The organism is Varibaculum sp. C0165D1 (assembly GCF_056590355.1).
Genome location: NZ_JBWPVY010000001.1, coordinates 166,523 through 186,986 on the forward strand (window position 1 = coordinate 166,523; position 20,464 = coordinate 186,986).

The window sequence follows — 20,464 nt, forward strand, 5'->3', positions numbered from 1 at the left end:
CATGTCGCAGCGCCGCCAAATTGTAGTCGGGGTAGGGGCAGGGATCGCCGCCTATAAAGCCACGAACGTGGTGCGGACCTTGGTTAAAGCCGACTATGACGTCTGGGTGGTTCCTACCCCCGCCTCGTTGAAAATGGTGGGAGCGGTTACCTGGCAGGCGCTTTCCGGAAATCCTGTCTACACGCAGGTAGATGCACCCCCAAGTGGGGCCGGACATATTGAATTGGCTCGACAGGCCTGCGCAATTGTCGTTGTTCCCGCCACCGCTGATCTGTTAGCGCGAATAGCACACGGCATTGCCGACGATATGCTCACCAACGTGATTTTGGCGGCTAACTGTCCGTTATTGTTGGCGCCGGCAATGCATACTAATATGTGGCAAAACTCGGCTACCCGCGACAATGTTCAAACCTTATGCAGTAGGGGAGCCCGCTTTATCGGTCCGGTAGCCGGGGCGCTTTCTAGTGGCGACCAGGGGTTAGGGCGCTTGGCGGTAGAAGCAGATATTTGTGCCGAGATATTCGAGATTTTATCCGCAGGCCAATGGCAAGGGAAAAAGGTCTTAGTAAGCGCGGGAGGAACCCGCGAGAACCTTGATCCGGTTCGATTCTTAGGCAACCGCTCCTCCGGGCGTTTTGGGGTAGAGATTGCTCGCCAGTTTGCCTGGCAGGGAGCACAGGTAACTTTATTGGCCGCGAATATTGATTCCGCGCTACTTGCTTCTTTACCGGCATCGGTAGCAGTAGTTTCCACTCCTAGCGCTGCGCAGATGCATCAGGCTGCACTTAAGTATTTTCCGCAGGCTCAGGTGGCGGTGATGGCTGCCGCGGTAGCTGACTATGAGCCAGTGGAATTTCACGCCGAAAAGATGAAGAAAAACCCGGATCAAGATCAGTTTTCTTTGCAGCTGCGGCCCACCGCCGATATTTTGGCGGATTTAGCCACCAAAAAACGTCCCGATCAGCTTGTTGCCGGCTTTGCTGCAGAAACAGGCAGCTGGGAACAGGTATTGCAGCTCGGGAAAGAAAAAGCCCGCCGTAAAGGGGCCGACATTATTTTTATTAACCAAGTAGGCGAGAGCAGTGGCTTCGGCGATATCTCGACTAAGGTTTGCGCAGTCGACCACCTAGGTATGGAAATCGGGCAATTCTCCGGGACTAAACCCCAGGTGGCGGCCAAGATAGTGACGCTGGTGCGCCAGCAGGTAAAGTGATTGACCAGATGCCGCGTTGGAGCGGCACAGACCCCCTCGCGAAAATTCGCTCGCGTCCAGAGGGGAAAACATTAACCGGAAAGCAACAAGAATTATTGGGGATCCCGACAAAGCCGCGCGGAAAATGGAACAATAGTGATCCGATTGCTCGAGTTATTCCCGACACTCCTGTCTTTCATTTGGCCGAGGGCTTAGATTACACGATTCCCGCCCGCCTACTAGAAAAAGTACAGCCCGGATGCCTGGTGAGTATAAAAATTAGTGGCAAGCTGGTCCGTGGTTGGGTAAGGAGTGTTCGCGGCCCGGAACCCACGCAGCAACGTCTACGCGCAATCAGTAGGGTACTCAGCCCCCAGGCTTTGGTTTCAAAGAGCAGCTTCGATTTAGCAGAGCAAGTAGCCAAGCGTTACGCCGGAAATTTATCTTCAGTGTTACGCCAGGCGATTCCTCCGCGCCGGGCTAATATTGAAAAAGAATTCTTCAAATCTTTTACCTCCTCAGCCTCCACGCCTGCGAAGTCAACATTAGGGGAGGAGTCTTGGGATTTAACCGCTAATGAACCCCTGATTTCCTCCTATCCTGCAGGTAAAGGGCTATTAGAGTCCTTAGGACAGGCCGGAGGCAACCGAGTAGTGTGGCAAGCGCTTCCAGAACCAGATAGACCTGCTCCCTTTAGTCAGATCAGCCAGCTAATTTTCCGCTCCTTGGCCGCTCCCGGCTCGGTGCTATGTTTATTCCCCACCAGTAAATTGGTGCAAGAGTTTTGTTCCTATTGGCGCCAGTTCGCGCCGGCAGGGGCACCTTCACCCCTGGAATATCATTTCGAACTAGGGGCGAATGAACGTTATCGTGCCTTCTTGCAGTCTCGCTTTAACCATCCACGTCTGGTGGTAGGGACCCGCTCCGCTGTTTTTACTCCCTTAGAAAAAATCTCTTTACTCTTGATTTGGGACGAGGCCGCCGAAACCTATCAGGAACCCTCCGCCCCCTATTGGCACACCCGGCAAGTGGCAATGTTGCGCAGCAGGCGCGAAAAGTCTTCTCTGATTCTGGGCAGTTTTTCGCGTTCACCCCAGGCACAAGCTTTGGTAATGTCCACTTGGGCTCGCGAGCTTACTTTCCGCAAGCATCAAATATTGCTTCCTAAAATTTTTATCCCCGAATATGAAGATCGAGACGACCCCACCATCGGGCAGACCAAACTATCTTCTACTGCCCTGCAGTTCTTACGAGCCGGACTAGAAAAGGGGCCGGTACTTATCCAGGCTCCCCGCAAAGGTGGACGGGGGAGCCTTAGCTGCGCCAATTGTTTAGCCCCGGTTCGCTGCCCGCAGTGCCTAGGGCGAGTACAGCAGCTCCGCGGTAAATTTATCTGCAATAGTTGCGCTCATAGTTTCCAGTTTTCTTGTCCGCGTTGCGGAGGGAAAAATACGCGGGCCCGGGTGCGCGGGCATCAACAAGTGGGGAGAGAAATTGCAGCTGCCTTCCCTAAGGTGGCAGTTTATAACTGCGATGCGGCTAATCCTTTAGACCACATCAGCGCAAAACCCGCGCTGATTGTGGCTACCACGGAACAGGAACCGGTCGCTACCGGCGGTTACGCAGCAGCTTTAATCTTAGATGCGGGGATGCTCTTGAGTCTGGATCGAATCTGGGCAGCTGAAGAAGCTTTGCGCCGTTGGGCAAATACCGCCGCAAAAGTTGCTCCTGGCGGTGGGGTGATGCTCACCGGCGATCCGGGGGAGCGGCTAGCTGAAACTTTTAAAGCCCGAAGCTTTAGTAAGTGGGCCAGCCAGGAGCTACTAGAGCGCGCGGAAGTGGGAATCCCACCCACCGCCGCCTTAGCGCTGATTCGCGGGGGTAAAGATACTCTCCAGAAGCTTCTGGCCTCCGCGGACTTTGAAGATACTCAGGTGATTGGGCCGGTTAAGAACGCGACTAACTTCCAATTGTTAGTACGCTCCCGCCTCGAGCATGGCGAACGGCTACGAGAGGAGTTGCGCCGCCTACAAGCAGTGGCATCCCGAAGAAAGTGGGGGGCGCTCCAGGTACAGATCGATCCCCACGAGCTTTAATGTTTCCAGTGATAGACCCCTATAACTGATAGGATTTTCTTTATGCGTGTCTTATTTGCCGGTACCCCCGACTCTGCGGTACCTGTCCTGAAGTATTTACTGGACTCGGAACATGAAGTAGTGGGAGTGCTTACTCGCCCTCCTGCCCGCTCCGGTAGAGGGCGCAAACTTACGCCTTCACCAGTGGCGCAGCTAGCCGAGAAAGCCGGGCTGCCGGTATATACTCCCACTTCTCTAAGGGGCGAAAACCAACGCCCGGATTTTAAGGCCTTGGACGCAGAGGTGGCAGTAGTAGTTGCCTACGGGCTGCTCATTCCGCAAGATTTGTTGCAGGTCTTCCCGCATGGCTGGATTAACCTACACTATTCGTTGCTGCCCAAATGGAGGGGGGCCTCCCCGGTACAACATTCGCGCATCGCTGGGGAAGAAATCACCGGAGTTACCATCTTCCGGATTGACGAGGGGATGGACACCGGGCCGATCTACGCAGTTGATCCTATCCGGGTAGCCCCCCAAACCACTGCAGATTTGTTGCTGCAACGCCTAACCGACACCGGAATCAAGCTGTTACCCCACGTGCTCGGGGCTTTGGAGGCCGGAAAAGCTAAAGCTCACCCCCAACCTAGTGAGGGAGCCAGCTATGCCCCCTTACTTACCAAGGCAGATGCCCAGATACCGTGGACCAAAGACGCCACGCAGGTAGCTAATATGATCTTCGCGTTTACCTCTCAGCCAGGAGCTTGGACCATGCTTCCCGATGGCAGTCGGATCAGTATCTACCCGGTGATTGAAATGAAAGACCAGTGCACCCTGCAGCCGGGACAGGTGCGGGTCACCAAACACGAGGTCACCGTGGGCACCGGCAGTAATGACGTGAAACTAACTTTTGTCACTCCAGCCGGAAAACGGGAGATGACGGCCGACGCCTGGGGGCGGGGACAGCGATTCGGGGAAGAGTTCTTCTTTAAGCTTCCCAGCGAAAGTGAGGATAACTAGTGCAGCGAGAGCGTCCTCAAAAAAAGTATTCGGCGAGGAAGTCACCCCGGAATAATCAGCGTGCTGGGCACCGTGAAAGTCGCCCCCCAAAGGACGGGTGGCGCCCCCAAACCGATCGGGTTCGTACTCTGGTTTATCAGGTGCTATTGGCGGTAGAAACCCGGGATTCCTATGCCAACCTGCTGCTTCCTCCGCGACTGACTCGCACCCGGATCAGTGGGCGTGACGCCGGTTTCGCTACCGAACTAACTTATGGGACCCTGCGAAGCCAAGGCTACTATGACTGGATAATCGATGAGTGTTCTACTCGCCCGGTAGCAACCTTGGAAAAAGAAGTACTAATTATTTTACGGATGGGCCTGCATCAACTGCTTAATATGCGGGTGCCTACTCACGCGGCGGTTAGCGAATCGGTTAATCTGACTAAACAAGAAGCTAATGAGGGCGCCGCCGGGCTAGTAAACGGGGTATTGCGGCAAGCGGTGCGCCTGGCCGAGAGCGGAGAGCTAGACGGCCGTCTAGAAGCACTTAGCAAATCTCGCCGCCTGGCAATCGAGTATTCCCATCCCGCCTGGATTATTGCCGCTTACCGCGCTGCCTTGAGCGAACAAGCAAAATTGGGGGCCCAGATTCCCAGTGATGATGATTCTTTGACAGCCTTATTGGCGGAAAACAACCGTGCCCCCTATATCAACCTGGTGGCGCGCCCGGGCCTAGTGGATCGGGAAGCTCTTGCCGATGCGGTGGAAGATAGCGGCCAGGACGTAGCTTATTCAACGCTGAGTCCTTGGGGACTGATTGTTTCCGGGGGCGACCCCGCGATTTTAGAGGATGTCGCTGCGGCTCGCGCGGGAGTAGAAGATCAAGGATCGCAACTGGTGGCCGGAATTGCCGCGCAATATCCGCTGGAAGGTTCTGACCAAAAGTGGCTAGATTTGTGTGCGGGCCCCGGGGGAAAGGCCGCGCTAATGGCGGCATTAGGACGCCAGCGGGGCGCCCAACTGATCGCCAATGAAGTAAGTAATCATCGAGCCAAACTGGTAGAGGATTCGGTGAAAGCCCTCGATAATGTGCAGGTTATTTGCGAGGATGGCACCCAATTTCCGCTTCCAGAGACCGGCTTCGACCGGGTATTAGTGGATGCTCCTTGCACCGGGTTAGGGGCGCTGCGCCGTCACCCCGAGTCGCGTTATCGTTCCCGGAACGAAACCATTCCGGACGTTACTGATTTGCAGGCCCGATTGTTACATCGAGCCTTGGAAGTTTGCCGACCCGGCGGCCTGGTGGTTTATGCCACCTGCTCGCCCCACCCGGCAGAAACTACTTTTCTGGTGCAGCGAGTATTGCAAGAGCATGGGGACGCCCAGCTTCTGGAACTTGCTCCCGTGCTTAAGCAACTAATCGACCCCGAAGCCTGGCCGCAGGGACTCGGGTGCGCTGACAAATACTTACAACTTTGGCCCCATATTCACGCCAGCGATGCTATGTTTGCAGTAGTGATCACCAAAAACCAGAAAGGCAACTAATCATGGGCGTAACTATTTCTCCATCGATTCTTAACTGCGACATCGCTAACCTAGCTAGCGAAATTGAAAAGATAAAGAACGCAGATTACGCGCATGTGGATGTGATGGATAACCATTTTGTCCCGAATCTTTCCTGGGGGCTACCGGTGGTGGAAGCGGTGATCCGCCAAAATATTGTGCCGGTGGATGCCCATTTGATGATTGAGGACGCAGACCGGTGGGCGCCTACCTACGCGGAGGCCGGATGCGCCTCCGTTACCTTCCATGCCGAGGCGGCCGCCGCCCCGATTCGTCTGGCGCGCGAAATCCATCGCCAAGGAGCGAAAGTGGGAATGGCGCTGCGCCCCGCCACCGATATTGCACCCTATATTGATATCCTTCCCGAAATCGATATGTTGTTAGTGATGACGGTGGAGCCTGGTTTCGGAGGCCAGTCGTTCCTAGAGTCGATGATGGCGAAAGTTCGCCGCACTCGCGAAGCTATTTCTGCCGCCAACCTGCAGGTATCGGTGCAAGTGGATGGGGGAATCACCCGCGAAACTATTAGCGTTGCGGCCGAGGCCGGCGCCGATGTTTTCGTAGCCGGCTCGGCGGTTTATAAAGCTGAAGATGCCTATGCAGAGATAGAGGAACTGCGCAAGATCGCCCAGTCCCACTGCTAAAATTCAGCGGCGTTTTCAGCTGGAAAAGAGCCGGCCTCCTCAGATTTAGCTCCCGCCTTCCATGGGCAGTGTGCGTCTACTAGCTGGAGCCAGCAGGCAAGTTTTTTCAAAAGCCACTAACCTTAAAGCTATGAAAACTTTTGACGAGCTATTTGCGGAGCTGCAAGCGAAAGCTAGCACCCGTCCGGAAGGTTCTGGCACAGTTAAAGAGTTAGACGCCGGGGTGCACGCTATCGGGAAAAAGATTGTGGAAGAGGCGGCGGAAACTTGGATGGCCGCCGAATATGAAAGCCACGATGATTTTTGTTTAGAGGTTTCCCAGCTGCTTTATCACGCCCAAGTGATGATGATTGCTAAAGGGGTCAGCCTCGAAGATGTCTACCGCAAACTCTAGGGGAAAAATGTTACGTATCGCTGTTCCCAATAAAGGTGGCCTGTCGGATCCGGCCATCAGATTGCTTTCGGAAGCCGGATATCGTACCCGGCGCCGGGGGCGAGAACTACATATTACCGACCAAACCAATCAGGTGGAAGTATTTTTTCTCCGTCCTCGCGATATTGCCCAATACGTTGGTGCCGGTTTTATCCAAGCGGGAATTACCGGACGCGATCTGCTAGCTGATTCCGGAGTTAAAGCCGATGAAGTGCTCGAACTGGGGTTCGGAGCCTCTACTTTCCGCTTTGCGGCCCCTCAAGGCACTATGAGCTCAGTTCAAGATTTGGAAGGCAAACGGATTGCTACTTCCTTTGACCGGATTGTGCAAGATTATTTGGCCCGGCAGCAGGTGAAAGCCACTACTGTCCACCTGGACGGAGCAGTAGAATCCTCGGTACGCCTGGGGGTAGCCGATGCCATCGCCGACGTAGTAGAAACTGGCAATACGCTGCGAGCAGCAGGACTGGAAGTTTTTGGCGAGCCGCTGATGCAATCAGAGGCAGTGCTAATCGCTAATCCGCAGGCAGCTGGAAACGCGGTGCTGGAAGTGCTGGAGCAGCGCCTACTAGGGGTGCTCAATGCCCGCAACTATGTGTTGGTGGACTACAACGTACATCGCGACCTCTTAGATCAGGCAGTACGCTATACACCGGGAATATCTTCCCCTACCATTTCTTCCCTGCGAGACAGTCATTGGCTGGCCGTGCGCGCCCTGTGCCAACGCTCTGAGGTTCACGGAGTAGTCGATAAGCTCCATGCCCTGGGGGCGGAAGGAATTTTAGTTACCCAGCTGCTATCGGCACGGATCTAACCAGGGGGAGACCCCTATTTAGTTGTGAGGCTAGTGGTCTGGCGTAGATCGGTCTCAGACACAGCTTAAAGCATTTGGGCGGCGAGGCGGCCGGCTACCGCTGCTGCCAGGAATGGAGCGGCGTCTTCAGCTAGGGAGCGACGCATCGTAGACAGTTTGACCGGACAGTTATCTAATTCTTGGTAGAGTCCGGCGGTTGCGCATTTTTGTACCTGATGCCGAGCACTAATCTGTTTCACTTGCGAAGCTAGTAACTGGGCAAACTCGCGGTTTAAGAGAGACTTTTGCCCTTCGCCCTCATTAGTGAAATCGGGAAGTGGCACCAGCAGCGGAACCGGACTAAAGCCGGAAAGGATCCGCAGGCTGTGGTGGGAGATTCCCTGGTGGCGAGGGCGCGGATCGGCAGCTGACATCCGCAGGGCGCAAATAGCTTTGCCGCCCCCTAAAGCTGCCTGGGTTAAAAAGGCTGATAGATCGAAGCCTGAATAACCATAGGGGGTGCCGGAGCCGGCGTTTCCCGGGCCCTGTCCCACGATCGCAATATCGGCGGATAAGACGTGGCGGGCAGCAAGGAGCGCAGAAAAAGTATTGATAGCTTCCAAGTCACCCCCGAAAGCCTGACCGGCAGTAATCACTGCAGCTAGCCATCCGCTATCGCGCAGTGAAGTAATGTTGCGAGAAAATAATGCCGGCAGCGCCCCACCATCGGTATAAATGTAGACAATTTTAGCCGCCGGTTTTTCCGCTCTGATTCCCGCGATCACTGCGGGTAGCTGGGAATGCAAATCGATGCCTACTACCGGCATTCCCTCCAGGTCTTCTGCCTGCCGCATCTGCTCGTGGAAGGGAGATTCTTGTTCTTCAACGGAGGAAACCATGTATTGGCTGGGAGTGTATCGTGCCTTCATAATGTGACCGTCGTGGGCAGGCAGCACATCTTCTGGAAGACGTCCACAAAGAGCGGTTGCCAACGCGAACCCGCCGGTACCGAGATTTTTTTGCAGGGGAGAACAGTCGAAACGTACCTTTTCGCCCTCTTTTATTTCCCCGGTTAGAGCCGGATAGTTCAAGGCTCGTAGGGTTTCCCCGGTTAAAAACTGGGTTGCCCCGCTAGGGTTAGCGGAGATCTTAACTGTCAGTTCTTGCGTGGCTTTAAAGTTGCGGACAGCTTCGACTTGTCCTTCCCGTAACATCATGCCTTTTATTCTAGCTGCCTTTGCCAGGTGACCGCCGGGCGCATAAACAGGTAGGCTAAGAGTATGTATTGGTTTTTGTTTGCGCTGTGGACGCTGGGGATTCTCGCGGCGATTGTTTGCCCAATCGTGATGTTTATCTGGCTATTTCGCAAGGCCAATGCGACTATTAATCTTTTCGGGGAGCAGACAGCGGCCGTAACCGCCCCGCTAGATAACCTGGGGGAAGCTTCAGACCTTCCGCAGCTACGCCCGGCGGGAGCCAGCGGTGATCCCCAGGTACTTGCGCAGGCTCGCCAGGTGCGCGCTGAGGTAGCTGCCACTCGGCGCACTCGTCGCTACGCCCGCCTAGCAGCAGCCAAGGCACGCTGGGAGAAATTGGGGCTGGTGTAGGTGCCGCGCAGGCGTAAACGAAAAAAACTCACCGCGAAGGGCCCAGATGACTGGGATTCTCTTAGTGCGGCAGAAAAGTTAGCCACTTTTAAACGTAACCAGATAAATAGCGAGACTGCTAGTTTCGCTGCGCGTTTTGATTTTCCCTTTGATGATTTTCAACTTCGCGCTATCCGCGCCCTGGAAGATAAAAAATCGGTACTAGTGGCTGCCCCTACCGGATCCGGTAAAACTTTAGTGGGAGAGTTCTCGCTGTTCTTAGCGTTAAAACGCGGGGTGAGAGCCTTTTATACTACTCCGATTAAGGCGCTTTCTAACCAAAAGTTTCGGGATTTTTGCGCGGCTTATGGCAGCGATAATGTAGGGCTCTTGACCGGAGACGTATCCGTTAACCCGGGGGCTTCCCTGGTAGTAATGACTACCGAAGTACTCCGAAATATGCTTTACCGTCAGGACGGGCGCCTGGATGATCTAGGGTTTGTAGTCCTCGATGAGGTGCACTACCTGGCTGATCGCTACCGAGGACCGGTTTGGGAAGAAGTAATTTTGCATCTGGACCCGGCGGTGAGAGTAATCGCGCTGTCTGCGACGGTATCTAACGCCGAAGAGTTCGGACAGTGGCTACGGCAGGTGCGCGGGGATGTAGAGATTGTGGTTTCCGAAAAACGTCCAGTTCCTCTCTACCAGCATATGTTGGTTGGTGGGCGACTGTTTGACCTAGAAGTAAAATCTTCTGGTGGTAAAACCAAACTCAACCCCGCTTTATTGGCTAGGACCCGTCACTCGCTGGGGCAGACACGCCGGGGTCACCACACTTCTTTACCGGCAGCGGTCGAGGAGTTAAACAATGGCGGATTACTGCCAGCGATAGTATTTATTTTTTCTCGTGCCCGCTGCTCCGAGGGGCAAAAACAACTGGTGGCAGCCGGAATTGACCTGACTACTGCGGAGGAAAAGCGACAAATCCAGACCCGGCTAGAGGAAATAAGTGAAAACATTCCGGCCGGTGACATCTTTACTCTGGGATTCGACTCCCTGTTTGCGGGACTATTGCGCGGAATAGCGGTGCACCATGCTGGCTTGCTACCGGTAGTTAAAGAAGCAGTAGAGAAAATGTTTGCGGCGGGACTGCTGAAAGTGGTGCTCGCTACCGAAACTTTGGCGCTAGGTATCAATATGCCGGCACGTTCGGTGGTGATTGAATCGCTGCGCAAATGGGATGGTCATGAGTTCGTAATGCTTTCTGCGGGGCAATATACCCAGTTGACGGGAAGAGCCGGACGGCGCGGGATCGATACTTTAGGCCACGGAATCGTAATCTTCCGTCCCGGCATGGATCCGGCTATGGTGGCGGCGCTAGCCTCCAAACGTACCTATCCGCTTAAATCAGCTTTTACTCCCACCTATAATATGGCGGTTAACCTGTTGGAGCGAGGCTCTCTAAAGGATACTCGTGATGTCCTTCGGCGCTCTTTTGCGCAGTTTCAGGCGGATCGTTCAGTGGTCGGAAAAGCCCAGCAAGCCGCGGAAAAGCAAAGAGCTGCTGATGAAATTGTCGCTGCAAAAACTTTAGAATGCTCTTTTGGGGATATTTACGAATATGTGCGGCTTCAAAACGAGTTAGAGGCTCGCGATGCCCGTCGCGCTCAACTGCTTGCCCGCGAGCAGGCTCGGCGCCGCAGTGAACTTTTTAGTTCCCTCAAGCGCGGGGATGTTTTGGCATATCAAGATGGGCGCCGCGCCCGGCACGGGATTGTGATGAAGAAATCGGGCACTCGTACCGGGGAAACCACTTTGACGGTGCTAGCAGATAACGCCAAGCTACGAGATTTTTCCACTAATGCTTTTGCAGGCGGACTAGCATTGGTGGGACAAATGTGGGTAAAGGATTATTCGGAGCGAAAACCTCGTGATCGGCAACGCTTGGCCTCTAAGCTGCGTGCCGCTTTACGCGACGGCCTATTTACCGATCCGGAAACCTTAGAACATCCCGGCGAGCAGGCGGCCCCTACCCCCGAAAAACCAGCACTTTCCCCCCGGGAAATATCCTCGCCGTTAGCGGAGAGTGGTGGCCGAGAGCTCTCGCAGCTTAGCGAATTAGAGCTAACCCAGTTGCTCGCCGCCCACCCAGTAGCTAGTTGCCCCCAGCTAAATAGACACTTAAAGCAGGCTTCCCGTTGGGCACGCCTAGAGCGGCAGGCCAGCCGGTTGCGGAAACGGGTAGATATTTCCGAGGGCGCGCTAGTAGATACTTTCGACCGGGTAGTTAAAGTTTTAACCAACTTGGGTTATCTAAATCCGCAGGGAGAAGTGACCGAATCCGGGGCGGTGCTTTGCCGCATTTACAGCGAATATGACCTATTGATTGCCCAATGCGTGCTAAAAAATATTTTCGCGGGGCTAACTCCGGCTCAGCTAGCGGCGGCTTGTTCGGCAGCTAGTTATGAAGCGCGACGAGAAGAAGCAGGCACCCCGGTACCTTCCTCGCTGAAATCGGTAGTGAGCCAGATTGAATATTTGGCTACTGATTTGCGTCAGCTGCAAACCGAGCTAAAGGCTCCGGAAATGCCCCAATCTTCGTCTGCGCTGGTAGCAGCCACTTATTCCTGGGCTAAAGGCAAGCCCCTGGCGGTGGCTTTAGAGGCCGCTGGCTTAGAAGCCGGGGATTTTGTGCGGGCGATGAAACAGCTACTTGATGTCCTGCGCCAACTAGAAATGGTAGGCAGCGTAGAAAGCTCCGCTACCGCCCGAAAAGCCCAAAAACTGATTCTGCGGGGAGTGGTGGCATGGTCGGACGTCTAATCAAAGGCTTTTGGGCACTGTTGGCTGCCGCCGCCATCGCTTTAGGCTTACTGCTGGCTTTTCCTTCTGCCTGGGGATCATATTGGCTGAGTGCCTGGTTAGCTCTGGGGCTATGGCTGCTGATCCTGCGGCGCGCGCGCCGGCGCTACGCCTTGGCAATTTCTATCCTCGCCTCCCTGCTATTTTTCCTAGTACTTTTCCGTTGGGTTTCCATTTCTCTTGGTTTTTCTACCCCCTGGATTGCCCTTGCCCTTTGCGAAACCTTATTTTTAACCCTGTGGGCAGGGTCCGTACTGGCAGTGCGGCGACTGACTAGTCCTGCCTGGACTTTGTGGACGGCGTTCTCTTTTGCCGGGATCGAGGCTTGGCGAGCCGCCTTTCCCTGGACGGGTATGCCTTGGGGAATGTTGGGATTCACGCAGGTAGATAGCCCTATTAAGGGGTGGATACCGCTGCTGGGAGAAAACGGGATGGCCTTCTTGATGGTGGCAGTACTCGCGGCGCTAGTTAGCGTCACCTGGAAAATCTCGATGCCCAATCTGGTAACTGCCGGTCTGGCGCTGCTGGTAGTGATTGCCTCGGGAACGGGGCTCCCTTCCTTACCAAACTCCAAAGACACCCCAAAGATGCAGGTAGCCGCGGTACAGGGGGGAGTTTCTTGGCCGATTGGCGCTACCTATTCCCATCCCGGCACCATTTTGTCCGGTCACCTTACCCAAAGTACTAGCAGTGATCTGCGCGGTTCCCAAGTGATTTTATGGGGTGAGCAAGCCGCAGATATCGATCCTCGCTCCGATGAACAGTGGGGTGAGAAACTGAGATCCTGGCAAGAAGATCTGCAGATTCCCCTTATCCTTGGCACCCTAGTTTATAAGGAAAAAACTACCTCTAACCAGGTGTTAAAGTTTCAGGGCGGCAAAATTTCGCAGGTTTACACCAAGCGGGAACCAGTACCCTTTGGGGAGTTCTTGCCCGGGCGTCCTGTAATCTCTAAGATTTTCCCCGAACAAGTAAAAATGCTGCCCCGTGACATGGTACCGGGTAAAAACCCCGGTGTTACCCCAGTTGGCGAGGCGCGAGTGGGGGCAAATATCTGTTTCGAGGTGGCGATCGATTCGCTGGTGCGCGACACCGTAAATGCCGGTGCAAATCTGCTTTATTTCCCCACCAATAATTCGTCTTTCGGATACTCCTATCAGTCCCGGCAGCAGCTACAGATAGCCCGGTTCCGCGCCCTCGAATATGATCGCTCTTCCGCGCAGGTTGCCGTGGGGGGAGTAAGTGCGCTCGTCAATCCGCAAGGTGAGGTTTTAGCAGAGTCAGGGCTGTTTCGTGCCGATACTTTAAAGGCGGCGTTGCCGTTGCGCGACACTCTTACCGTTCAGGCGCGCTTTGGTGCGGGGATAAACACTTTCTTCCGGCTCGGAGTGCTCGTAGGGTTAGCCTTGATTGGGGGAGTGCTTATTTTTTTGAAAGTACAAGAACGCAGTTTCCAACATTCGCCGACGCCTGCCCGCAGAAGGCGAAAAGCCACTGGTGAAGCCAGGGGAGGGCGCGCATTGAGCGGTTTAAAAGGAAAAGGAAAATAAATGAAAGATACGGTAATTGCCATTCCCACCTATAACGAAAAGGAAACCCTGCCCCGTCAGGTGGCGAAACTGCGCGCCGAAGTCCCGCAAGCAGATCTGGTGATTGTAGATGATAATTCTCCAGATGGCACCGGCCAGCTAGCCGAGGAGCTTGCCCGGCAAGACCGGGGAGTAAAAGTGCTGCACCGGGCCGAAAAAGCCGGACTCGGGCCCGCCTATTTGGAGGCGTTTTCCTGGGCGCAGGATGCGGGATACACCTGGGTGGTACAGATGGACGCGGATGGTTCTCACCGGGTGCGCGATTTGAAAAAATTATTGGCGCGGCGGCTGTGGCCCAGTGAGCCGGATGCGGTGATTGGTTCCCGTTGGATCAGGGGAGGACGGCTGCAGGGCTGGTCCCGACTTCGAGAGGCGCTTTCTCGGGGTGGTAATGCCTATATCGCGGCAATGCTGCTTCTGGGAATCGGGGATGCTACTGCCGGTTTCCGGGTTTATCGGCTCGATTTCCTCAGCCGCTTAGGGTTAGAGGATCTGGATTCGCGAGGCTATTGCTTCCAGATTGATATGACCCGCCGGGCAGTTAGAGCCGGGGGCAAGATTGTGGAAGTGCCGATCACTTTTCAAGAAAGGGCTGCCGGAGCCTCCAAAATGTCCAGTGCCATTATCTTGGAAGCTTTGGCTAAAGTTACCCGCTGGGGGGTAAGCGACCTGTTTAACGCATTATTTGCTAAATAATAGCTCCGGTTTGAGAGGGTAAAAGTGGCTTTAAAAGTAGGGGAGCAGCCCCGGGGCTGCTCCTGCTCAGTAGAGAAAAGTTTCCATTAAAGAGGGTGTAATACTCTAGCGGTAGTGAACCCCGTCCATAAGCGCCCCGGAATGAAGCACCTCGAGTTGTTCTTTCAACAGTACTTGCAGTTCTTCTTCACTGCGACGCTCCATGAGCATATCCCAGTGGGTACGCTGAGGACGTACCGGTTTAGCGTCCTCTTCTACCGCGGGTTCCTCATATTGCAGTTCCCCCATTTCCCCGCATTTGCATTCCCACTCGGCGGGAGCGGCGACTTCGGCGGCAAAAGTCATGTGGAAACGGTGTCCTTGCGGGCAAACATAGAGGCTTTCACGCCTTTCCGCGAATACTACGCCGTCCTCTGTCTCCAGGCTCTTCGACCCGATACTGGTTCCGCGTAGTGCCCGCTCTGCCATAGTTAAAACCTCTCTTTGATGCCCGTCCTAAAAACTCAGCAAATACCGCCCTATTGTAACAGCTCAGCCGGTGGGCAAAAAAGCTAAGGTGCTCTTTTGCCCACCGGCGAAACTTAGTTTTATTTAACCGGAGGTTGCCCGTATACGTTTTGATAACGCTCGTATAGCGAATCTATATGTCTAGATTCAATCGGGCACAACTCCCCGAGGGTGCGGGCGATTGCTACCGTCTTGGCTACTTCCTCTACCATTACCGCGGCTTTCACCGCGGCTTTAGCGTCCTTGCCGATAGTAAACGGCCCATGATTTGCCATTAACACTGCGGGGGAGCGGGAATCTTTCAAGGTTTCCACGATTCCGCGTCCAATGGAGTCATCCCCGATTATCGCGAATGGTCCGATCGGTACTTCGCCACCGAACTCGTCTCCCATCATGGTTAGCACGCAGGGGACCGGCTGTTGCACGGCAGCAAATGCCGTGGCATAGGGGGAGTGGGTATGCACTACCCCTCCCACTTCACTCATATGTCGATAAACATAGGCGTGAGCCGCAGTGTCCGAAGAAGGCTGTAGCTCCCCGGAGGTATCATCATCCAGTTTGTTACCATCTAGATCGCAGACCACCATGGTATCGGCCGATAGCTCATCGTAACGTACCCCCGAAGGTTTGATTACGAATAAATCGGCACCCTCCACCCGCTGCGAAACGTTCCCAGCAGTCCAAACTACCAGCTCGTTAGCCGGCAGTTCCGCGTGTAAAGCCGCAACCACTTCGCGGGTAGCTGCAACCTGCTTGCGGATCTCGGCCGGCAGTTCATTTACATGAGGCATATATGCTCCTTTAGTTAGCGCGGTGTACTCGCGCTCGAATCGCTTTCAAGGTACGCATTACTTCCGTTCCGCCCCGACCGAAGAAGTCGTGCATTTCTTTGAAGGCTGCGTAAATTTCGCGATAGGCTTCCACATTTTCAGGGATCGGTTCGTAGGCATGAGAAATCTTCTTGCCCATAGCCGCCGAAGCCGCGAAAATGTCGGGATATTGTCCATCGGCAACCGCCGCAAACACCGCAGAGCCCAAAGCTCCCGCTTGGTCAGTGGCGGAGATAGAAATGGGCAGACCGGTGATATCGGCATACATCTGCATGTACAACTTATTCTTTAGGAGCCCTCCGGCTACTACGATCTCGTTAATATCGACCCCGTGTTCAACGAAGTTGTCGATAATGACCTTCGCCCCGAAAATAGTGGATTCTAGCAGTGCGCGATACATTTCCTCGGGGGTAGTGGTGAGGGTCATCCCCAGCATCATCCCCGATAGGCGCGCATCGGCCAGAATAGAACGGTTACCGTTCCACCAATCCAAAGCTAATAGGCCGTGTTCCCCAATTCTTTGTTCCGCGGCTTTTTCAGTCAGCAGGTCATGGATATTGATGCCCCGCTTCTGGGCCTCTTCACGATAGCTGGGGGGGATACACTGGGTGGTAAACCAAGAGAAAATATCTCCTACTGCGGTTTGACCAGCCTCAAAGCCCCATTCGCCATCGACAATACCGCCATCGACTACCCCGAAAGTTCCCGGTACGTCTGCGTAGTTATGGGCAGAAACCACGAAACAGGTAGAGGTACCAGCGATTGCGGTTAGTACCCCGTTTTCGGTAGCACCCACACCAGCAGCATGCACATGGGCATCAATATTGCCAGAGCAGACGGTGATCCCTGCATTTAGTCCCATCAGGGAAGCAGCTTCTTCCGTAAGCTCGCCAACTTTGGATCCTAGCGGCGCGATCGGTGCCGACATCTTTTCTTCGAATACGTTGCCGAATCCGGGCGCTAGCGCCTCTAGATATGCTTTATCCGGATACTTGCCGTCCTGGTACATCCGCTTGTAGCCGCTGGCACCAGCGGTTTGGGTGTGTACCCCGGTCATTTTCCAGGTTAGCCAATCCATTACATCGGTAATTGATTCAGCTGCCTGGTATACCTCGGGGGCTTTTTCGAAAAGCTCTAGCATTTTCGGTAATGCCAGTTCAGAAGAAAGCACCCCGCCATAGCGGCCAAGCCAGGGTTCGTTGCGCTCTTTTGCCAGTGCTACGATCCGGTCTGCCTGGTCTTGGCCGCCGTGGTGTTTCCACAGCTTGATATAGGCGTGCGGGTTATTCTTAAACTCTTCCTTTTCACAAAGCGGGGTGCCTTCTTTGTCGGTAACGACGAGGGAAGCGGAGGTAGTGTCTAGACCGATAGCCACCACATCCTTAGGATCTACTCCGGATTCTTTGACTGCCCGCGGAACCGCAGTGGCCAGCACTTTTATATAGTCAGCTGGGACCTCCAGGGCGAATTCAGGAGGCAGTGCCTGCCCGTCGCCCGCGGTTAGAGTTGTATCCATAACTCCGTGGGCGTACTCGGTGACGGCGGAAGCTAATACTTCCCCATCACTTACCCGCACCACTACCGCGCGACCGGACAGGGTACCGAAATCTATTCCGATTACATATTTATTTTCCATTGCAGGCTCCATTGCTTTGCGAATTTAGAAGAGTCTTGAAATTTAACAACTAACTATTTACCTAGTTAGCGTGCCGATGCTTACCCCAGAATCCTTCCGGGCTAAACAGATGATCGATTACCTGGTCGAGAGCGTTAAGATCCATCAGGATGTCCAACACCGTGTAGCGCGAACGAATCATCTGCGCCTGGCGGTGGGTCTTGCGGAAACGATCCCAATCAATCTTGATCATCTCGGGGTGGTAGGGGGCGCCGGCCTTACGCAGGTCTTCTTGCGCTTTCTCCGGAGAGATCAGCTGCTTAGAGCAAACCTCTTTAATATCACTCCATTTTTCCTTCAGCAGTTCCAGGCGTTTGCGCAGGGCTTCTCCCTCTAAATGCTTATTTAGAGTGTGCTTCTTCGCTTCATCCTGAATATTCGGAATGATTAGCTCTTCGACCTTCGCCAAGACATCCGCTTCACTGGGGGCATTGGCAACAATCTCGTCAATGTCCAGGTTAGGAATATCCATTGCCAAGAACTCTTCCCAAATCGCCAAGGAGGCTACTGTGCCGACTCCCACTTTGAAACCGTGCGATAGCGGCGGCTCCCAGTCGAGGCCGTGTCCTTCCATTTCCCAGGTGTGGGAGAACTGGTGACCGGCACCCGAGGCGGGGCGAGAAGATGATAGGGCCTGCATGGCGAGCCCGGACATAATATTGCCTTCAGCCAGCCCTTCGATGGCATCACGATCACCCTTGGCAGCACCTTCCGGATCGGATAGGGCTCCCCGTAGCGGTCCTTGTACTAGGGACCAGGTGTAGTCATCTACGGCTTCGACCCCGAGGCGATCGGCCAGCAGCCAGTCGGCTCCCGCGGGGATCTTTTCAATCAGGTCCCCGTAACCGGTCGCGGTTAGGCGTTGCGGAGCAGCAGCGATTACATCCAGATCAGCCACCAAGCCAACCGGGGCGGGGCAATCACGGGTAATCTTGAATCCATCCTTGGTAATGGAAGCGCCAAAGGCAGCATATCCATCTACCGAGGCAGCGGTACATACGTTCATATAGGGGCGCCCCAGCTCTCCGCTGGCTAGTTTAGCCAGGTCATTTAGGGTACCGGCCGCAATAGAACAAATCACCGTGTCATCGAGATCTTTTAGTACTTCCCGAACTTTAATTACGTTCTCGTAGCCCGCATACAAAGTAGGTTTACCTGGGAAAATATAGGGCTCGTGCATCGGGACCCCAGCTTCCTTCAGGGAATCTACTACTCCCTTTCCAGCTGCCTCGAAGGTGTTTTCATCTGCGACTACCAGGGCTTTTTTACCAGGAAAAAGGCGGGCAAAAAGCGGGCCAGTTTTCTTTAGTACCCCAACGCCGAACTCAATATCTTTAGTGTCGCTAGCAGTCTCTAGTGCTTTCGCGATCAATTCGTTTGTCATTTATACTTCTTTCTTTATTTTCTAGGATTATTCGCCGGCGGCCACGTGGTCGACTAGCTGATGGGTAAGATCCTGCATCGCTGGATAGCTTTCCATGTATTTTTGCAGGTAGAACTGATATTCCTCGTGGGTTTCCGGGTTGGGTTCGATCCGCTCGGTTTCGTGCACCATATTGGCGGCCGCCTCTTGGATATTGGCATATTGGCCAGATCCGACTGCCGCTAGAATACAGGTACCGAGCACTACTGCATCTCCAACTTCCGTCCTTACTAAGGGCTTTCCGGAGACATCGGCGTGCATCTGCATCCACAGCGGCGACTTGGTAGCCCCACCGCACACAGTTACCTGATCGAACCTAAATCCGGCATCTTCCATCTTCTTGAAGTTATAGGCAGTACCGAAAGCTACTGCCTCCATAATTGCATGGTAAACGTGCAGCGGGGTGTGCGACAGCGAGAGACCCCACATAATTCCCCGCGCCTTAGAGTCGGTGTAGGGTGTGCGGTTGCCCTGGAAGTACTCGTTAATAATCAAGCCGTCAGAGCCAGGTCCAATGTTTTCGCACTTGCGATCCAGGATCTCGTAGGGGTTGACCCCTACGACTTCGGCACTTCTTACCAGATGCTCACAAAAACCTTCCTTAAACCATTTCAGGACAGAACCAGAGGAAACCAGGGACCCTTCCAAGGTGTATTGTCCGGGGATAACCCCGTCAGTGTAGGAGCCCATAAAGCCGTTACCATAAACCGGCTTATCAGACTGACCGGCAATAACGTGGGAGGATCCGGTGGTAAGAGATACTCGTCCCGGTTTTACCGCACCCAAGCCGATCTGTCCGGCCCAAGCATCTGCACAGCCCTGAGCGACCGGAGTACCCGGCAAAAGACCGAGTTCCTGCGCCACCGAGGGGAGCAAGCCACCTAGGGGAACCCCTAGGTCTTCAACCCGCTCCGGCATCTTCTCAAAGGCATCGCCGGCCCCGATTGCCTCATAGTAATCTACCGGCCACCCGCCATAGTCGCGGTTGTAGTTCATCCGCATAGAGGCGGAGTTGATGTTAATGGTCCATTCACCGGTCAGGCGATAGGTTAGCCAGTCGGGAGCATCTACGATCCGGTAGGCTTCTTTGAAAATTTCGGGCTCATTTTCTTTTAGCCAGGCAACTTTGAAGGGATACCATTCGGCAGTTGGGGGAGTGGTCTTTCCCCCGTTGTACAAGCGGGCCCAGTGATCCATATCGATGACCCGTTCCATCTGTTTGGTGGCGCGCACGTCCATCCACATAATGGCCCGGCGAATTTCTTTGCCTTCCTTATTGATGGGAACCACGGTCATCGTGGTGGCATCATAGCTGATACCTGCAATATGACGGGCGGGAACACCAGTCTGGTCTAGGACTTTTCTCACCGAAGCTACCAGCGCTTCCCACCAGTCGGAGGGATCTTGTTCCGCCCAACCGGGGTGAGGGTGATGGGTGGGGTATCCGGTGGCGGCAAAGCCAATCGGAGTGCCCCGCAGATCGAAAATTGCGGCCCGGCAAGATTCGGTGCCGTAGTCGATTCCCAATAGGTAAGGACCTTCATAACCGGGTGCTACCATTTGTTTTCTCCTTGAATTTTGCGCCGGCATCGTTGTCG

The 20,464-nt window shown here is 54.4% G+C and carries 17 protein-coding genes; 11 read left to right on the forward strand and 6 right to left on the reverse strand.

Features of this window, described 5'->3' with window-relative positions:
• Window position 1: 1 nt before the first annotated feature.
• From coaBC to hisG, 7 genes are all read left to right on the forward strand, one after another.
• On the forward strand, window positions 2–1,213 hold the full coding sequence (gene coaBC / locus AC1EKS_RS00755; RefSeq protein WP_481008362.1) for a bifunctional phosphopantothenoylcysteine decarboxylase/phosphopantothenate--cysteine ligase CoaBC: 1,212 nt from the start codon (window positions 2–4) through the stop codon (window positions 1,211–1,213).
• Window positions 1,210–3,288, forward strand: coding sequence for a primosomal protein N' family DNA-binding protein (locus AC1EKS_RS00760; protein WP_481008363.1), 2,079 nt, complete (start codon window positions 1,210–1,212; stop codon window positions 3,286–3,288). Before coaBC ends, AC1EKS_RS00760 begins: the two co-directional genes overlap by 4 nt.
• 42 nt (window positions 3,289–3,330) lie before the next feature.
• Entirely contained in the window at window positions 3,331–4,284 is a 954-nt protein-coding gene (gene fmt / locus AC1EKS_RS00765; RefSeq protein WP_481008364.1) for a methionyl-tRNA formyltransferase, read from the forward strand.
• A complete protein-coding gene (locus AC1EKS_RS00770) occupies window positions 4,284–5,810 on the forward strand; it encodes an RsmB/NOP family class I SAM-dependent RNA methyltransferase (protein ID WP_481008365.1) in 1,527 nt (508 codons plus the stop codon). Before fmt ends, AC1EKS_RS00770 begins: the two co-directional genes overlap by 1 nt.
• Window positions 5,811–5,812: 2 nt before the next feature.
• The gene (gene rpe, locus AC1EKS_RS00775; protein ID WP_481008366.1) at window positions 5,813–6,472 is read left to right on the forward strand and encodes a ribulose-phosphate 3-epimerase; all 660 of its coding nucleotides are present in this window, start codon (window positions 5,813–5,815) and stop codon (window positions 6,470–6,472) included.
• Between the two features lie 130 nt (window positions 6,473–6,602).
• The gene (locus AC1EKS_RS00780; protein WP_481008367.1) at window positions 6,603–6,866 is read left to right on the forward strand and encodes a phosphoribosyl-ATP diphosphatase; all 264 of its coding nucleotides are present in this window, start codon (window positions 6,603–6,605) and stop codon (window positions 6,864–6,866) included.
• 7 nt (window positions 6,867–6,873) lie between these two features.
• Window positions 6,874–7,719 (forward strand): ATP phosphoribosyltransferase, encoded by an 846-nt coding sequence (gene hisG, locus AC1EKS_RS00785; RefSeq protein WP_481008368.1) that lies wholly within the window; start codon window positions 6,874–6,876, stop codon window positions 7,717–7,719.
• 65 nt (window positions 7,720–7,784) lie between these two features.
• Here the strand turns inward: hisG and AC1EKS_RS00790 are convergent, their stop codons facing one another.
• On the reverse strand, window positions 7,785–8,915 hold the full coding sequence (locus AC1EKS_RS00790; RefSeq protein ID WP_481008369.1) for a DUF3866 family protein: 1,131 nt from the start codon (window positions 8,913–8,915) through the stop codon (window positions 7,785–7,787).
• 63 nt (window positions 8,916–8,978) lie between these two features.
• Here AC1EKS_RS00790 and AC1EKS_RS00795 point away from each other — a divergent pair, with 63 nt between their 5' ends.
• The 4 genes from AC1EKS_RS00795 to AC1EKS_RS00810 are packed head-to-tail and all read left to right on the forward strand — an operon-like array spanning window position 8,979 to window position 14,431.
• On the forward strand, window positions 8,979–9,305 hold the full coding sequence (locus AC1EKS_RS00795) for a hypothetical protein (RefSeq protein WP_481008370.1): 327 nt from the start codon (window positions 8,979–8,981) through the stop codon (window positions 9,303–9,305).
• Window positions 9,306–12,107, forward strand: coding sequence for a DEAD/DEAH box helicase (locus tag AC1EKS_RS00800; protein ID WP_481008371.1), 2,802 nt, complete (start codon window positions 9,306–9,308; stop codon window positions 12,105–12,107).
• On the forward strand, window positions 12,092–13,696 hold the full coding sequence (gene lnt, locus AC1EKS_RS00805) for an apolipoprotein N-acyltransferase (RefSeq protein WP_481008372.1): 1,605 nt from the start codon (window positions 12,092–12,094) through the stop codon (window positions 13,694–13,696). The genes AC1EKS_RS00800 and lnt overlap by 16 nt, the downstream gene beginning before the upstream one ends.
• Entirely contained in the window at window positions 13,697–14,431 is a 735-nt protein-coding gene (locus tag AC1EKS_RS00810; RefSeq protein WP_481008373.1) for a polyprenol monophosphomannose synthase, read from the forward strand. It begins immediately after the preceding gene.
• Between the two features lie 105 nt (window positions 14,432–14,536).
• Here the strand turns inward: AC1EKS_RS00810 and AC1EKS_RS00815 are convergent, their stop codons facing one another.
• From AC1EKS_RS00815 to AC1EKS_RS00835, 5 genes are all read right to left on the reverse strand, one after another.
• The gene (locus AC1EKS_RS00815) at window positions 14,537–14,899 is read right to left on the reverse strand and encodes an RNA polymerase-binding protein RbpA (protein WP_481008374.1); all 363 of its coding nucleotides are present in this window, start codon (window positions 14,897–14,899) and stop codon (window positions 14,537–14,539) included.
• Window positions 14,900–15,018: 119 nt separating this feature from the next.
• Complete coding sequence (locus AC1EKS_RS00820) at window positions 15,019–15,729, reverse strand: L-ribulose-5-phosphate 4-epimerase (RefSeq protein WP_481008375.1); 711 nt, start codon at window positions 15,727–15,729, stop codon at window positions 15,019–15,021.
• Window positions 15,730–15,739: 10 nt separating this feature from the next.
• Complete coding sequence (locus tag AC1EKS_RS00825) at window positions 15,740–17,404, reverse strand: ribulokinase (protein WP_481008376.1); 1,665 nt, start codon at window positions 17,402–17,404, stop codon at window positions 15,740–15,742.
• A 61-nt stretch (window positions 17,405–17,465) separates the two neighbouring features.
• The gene (locus AC1EKS_RS00830; RefSeq protein WP_481008377.1) at window positions 17,466–18,827 is read right to left on the reverse strand and encodes a sn-glycerol-1-phosphate dehydrogenase; all 1,362 of its coding nucleotides are present in this window, start codon (window positions 18,825–18,827) and stop codon (window positions 17,466–17,468) included.
• A 27-nt stretch (window positions 18,828–18,854) separates the two neighbouring features.
• Entirely contained in the window at window positions 18,855–20,426 is a 1,572-nt protein-coding gene (locus AC1EKS_RS00835) for an FGGY-family carbohydrate kinase (RefSeq protein ID WP_481008378.1), read from the reverse strand.
• Window positions 20,427–20,464 lie beyond the last annotated feature (38 nt).